The organism is Luteitalea sp., from assembly GCF_022842525.1.
Lineage (GTDB): Bacteria > Acidobacteriota > Vicinamibacteria > Vicinamibacterales > Vicinamibacteraceae > Luteitalea.
In genome coordinates this window covers 1-2,851 of sequence record NZ_JALHPM010000368.1, presented here as the reverse complement: position 1 = coordinate 2,851, position 2,851 = coordinate 1, and the positions used below count along the sequence as shown (strand labels likewise).

Sequence of the window (2,851 nt, the reverse complement as noted above, 5' to 3'; positions counted from 1 at the left end):
CCGGGCCGACCAGGCATTCCTCGATGACGACGGTGCTGCCGGCGGCGCCGAAGGTGCCCTGCCGCATGGCGGCGTCGACGGCCGCGAGGGCCTCCTCGACGGTGGTCGCCACGGTCACCCCCTTGCCGGCCGCCAGCCCATCGGCCTTGACGACGACGGGGGCGCCGAACGCCGCGACGGCGGCATCGGCCTGGTCCGCCGTGTCGCAGATGCGGGCGCGGGCGGTGGGCACCCCATGGCGCTCCATGAACGCCTTGGAGTAGGCCTTGCTGGTTTCGAGCCGGGCGGCGGCCTGCGAGGGCCCGAACACGGCGAACCCGGCGGCACGGAGGGCGTCCGAGACGCCGGCGGCCAGCGGCTGCTCGGGCCCCACGACGGTGAGGTCGACGCCTTCGGCCTGAACGAAGGCCGTGACGGCGGCTGGCGACAGGATGTCGAGGGGGACGTTGCGGGCGCAGGTGGCCGTGCCGGGATTGCCCGGGGCGCAGAGGACTTCGCGCACCCCGGATTCCTGCTGCAACTTCCAGGCGAGGGCGTGCTCACGCCCGCCGCCGCCAAGGACGAGGACCTTCATGTGTTACGCTTTCGGTTTCGTCGCCCGTGAACCGGTCGACACAACGCCATGCGGGAGGAGGTGAGTCGAGATGGCCGAAGTCAAGGTGCAGGAAGGTGAATCGATCGAAAGCGCCCTGCGTCGTTTCAAGCGCAAGGTGCAGCAGGAAGATATCATCAAGGACATCAAGAAACACTCGTTCTACCTCAAGCCTGGCGACAAGCGTCGCGCCAAGCAAGCCCTCGCCCGCAAGCGCAGCCGGAAGAAGCAGCGTCGCGAGACGGAGTAGCCCCTTCGGGGTGCTGATGGGTCCTGAGGCGGCGGCTGGAAGTCATTCCAGCGGCCGCCTTTTTGTCTCGGGCGCGGCTCGGCCGTGCTCCTTGACCCTGCGGATGGCTTGGTGCTACTGTCAGCCCTCCTGAAGGGCGATATTTCCCTGAATTTGCAAGGGATTTACACGGAGCGGGAGAGACGCGATGCAGATTGAAGAGCGAGTCGTCGGCGGAGTGACGATTCTGGACCTGTCGGGCAAGATGACGCTCGGCGAGGGAGACGAACTGCTGCGCGAGAAGATCGCCAGCCTGGTCAACGCTGGCCAGAAGCACCTGTTGCTCAACCTCGACGGCGTGCCCTACATCGACAGCGCGGGCCTCGGCGAAATGGTGCGGTCCTACACCACCGTGAGCCGTCAGGGCGGCAAGCTGAAGCTCCTGAATCTCACCAAGCGCATCGAAGACCTCCTCTCGATCACGAAGCTCCTGACCGTGTTCGAGACCTTCGACAGCGAAGCGGAAGCCATCCAGAGCTTCTCGGCCTAGGCCGCTCTGGTTGTTCGCGGGCGCGTGCGCGCGCCCGACGCCTCATTGCGTTGACCGCCTCGCACGCACCTGGCACGCCGCGACCCTCCGTCGCGGCGTCGCTGTTTCTGGCCCTTCGCCCCGCGCAGTGGACCAAGAACCTCATCGTCTTCGCAGCGCTGATTTTCGGTCAGCGGCTCCTGGACGGCGAGGCGGTGGTGCGCGCGCTGGTGGCCTTCCTCGCCTTCTGTGCGCTCTCGGGCGTTGTCTACGTCGTCAACGACGTGGTCGACCGCGAGGCGGATCGACAACATCCGCTCAAGCGCCTGCGCCCGATTGCCGCCGGCGCCCTGCCGGTGCCGGTCGCCCTCGGGGGCGCGGCCGTGCTGGTGGTGGTGGCCCTGGTGGCGTCGCTCTGGCTCGGCGTGGCGTTCGCGGCGCACGCCGTGGCCTACGTGGCGCTGCAACTGGCCTACTCGCTCGGGCTCAAGCGGCAGGTCATCCTCGACGTCCTCTCCATCGCGCTCGGGTTCGTCATCCGCGCCTCGGCGGGCGGGGCGGCCATCGACGTGCCCATCAGCCAGTGGCTGCTGGTCTGCACCATCCTGCTGGCCCTGTTTCTGGCCCTGGCCAAGCGTCGGCACGAGATCACGCTGCTCGGCGAGGAGGCCGCCCGGCACCGCGCCATCCTCGGCGAGTACACCCCGTACCTCGTGGATCAGATGATCGCGGTGGTCGCCGCGTCGACCCTGATGGGCTACGCGGTGTACACGGTCAGCAGCGACACGGCGGAGCGGTTCGGGACCCCATGGCTGGGGCTGACGTTGCCGTTCCCCCTGTACGGCATCTTCCGGTACCTTTACCTGGTCCATCGCCGCAGCCAGGGCGGCAGTCCGACGGAACTGCTGCTGGCGGATCGTCCGCTGCTGCTGTGCGTGGCCCTCTGGGGCGCGACCGTCGTCGCGCTGATCTACCATCCGTGGACACTCCCCCGATGACCCGCGCGCCGCGCGGCTGCCGGGGCGGGAAGTCCTGAGCGTCACACCATGCCCGAGTTTTCCGTGCGCGCCGATTCCGTGAACGTCGAGGAGATCATGCGGCAGATCCGCGGCCGCGTGAAGGAGAAGCGCGGCGCCGATTACACCGAAGCGGAGATCAAGGAGCTCGCCAGCGTCAAGCTCGAGCGCTTCCTGGATCCGCTGGCGGTCCGGTCGGGCCTGCTCGACGAATACCGTCGCCAGCGCAGCACGACGTCGCTGCTGGGCATCGAAGAGGCACCAGACCTGTACGGCTTCGACGCCGAGACGATGTACGCGTCGTCGCGTGGCGTCGCCGGGCGCCTCCTGCGGACCATCCGGAAGGTGCTCAATCCGGTCCTGAAGTTGTTCATCAACCCGAATCCGCTGATCCACGTCATGAACATGCAGACGTCGCTCAACGGCTACTTCACGCGGTCGGTGGCGCGGGTGAGCGATCACCTGCAACAGCGCGATGCGCTCAA

Annotated in this window: 4 protein-coding genes and 1 pseudogene; 4 read left to right on the top strand and 1 reads right to left on the bottom strand. The window is 67.8% G+C overall.

Translation table 11 applies throughout. The features are described from left to right. Nucleotides 1-574 (bottom strand): annotated as a pseudogene (locus Q0C41_RS31065) (ATP-grasp domain-containing protein); the annotation flags it as partial. A 70-nt stretch (nt 575-644) separates the two neighbouring features. Between Q0C41_RS31065 and rpsU the strand changes: the two are divergent. From rpsU to Q0C41_RS31045, 4 genes are all read left to right on the top strand, one after another. After that, on the top strand, nt 645-842 hold the full coding sequence (gene rpsU / locus Q0C41_RS31060; RefSeq protein WP_110169326.1) for a 30S ribosomal protein S21: 198 nt from the start codon (nt 645-647) through the stop codon (nt 840-842). A gap of 187 nt (nt 843-1,029) precedes the next feature. After that, on the top strand, nt 1,030-1,371 hold the full coding sequence (locus Q0C41_RS31055; RefSeq protein ID WP_291990866.1) for an STAS domain-containing protein: 342 nt from the start codon (nt 1,030-1,032) through the stop codon (nt 1,369-1,371). A gap of 50 nt (nt 1,372-1,421) precedes the next feature. After that, nucleotides 1,422-2,348 carry a decaprenyl-phosphate phosphoribosyltransferase gene (locus Q0C41_RS31050; RefSeq protein WP_291990864.1) on the top strand — a complete coding sequence of 309 codons (927 nt, stop codon included), beginning with the start codon at nt 1,422-1,424 and terminating at the stop codon, nt 2,346-2,348. Between the two features lie 48 nt (nt 2,349-2,396). Beyond that, nucleotides 2,397-2,851 (top strand): hypothetical protein (locus Q0C41_RS31045; protein ID WP_291990863.1); only part of this gene is annotated, 455 nt, incomplete at its 3' end.

Bases quoted from the DNA above. Each gene is read 5' to 3' on its own strand.
- Q0C41_RS31055 (WP_291990866.1), top strand. From the start codon at position 1,030: ATGCAGATTGAAGAGCGAGTCGTCGGCGGAGTGACGATTCTGGACCTG.
- rpsU (WP_110169326.1), top strand. From the start codon at position 645: ATGGCCGAAGTCAAGGTGCAGGAAGGTGAATCGATCGAAAGCGCCCTG.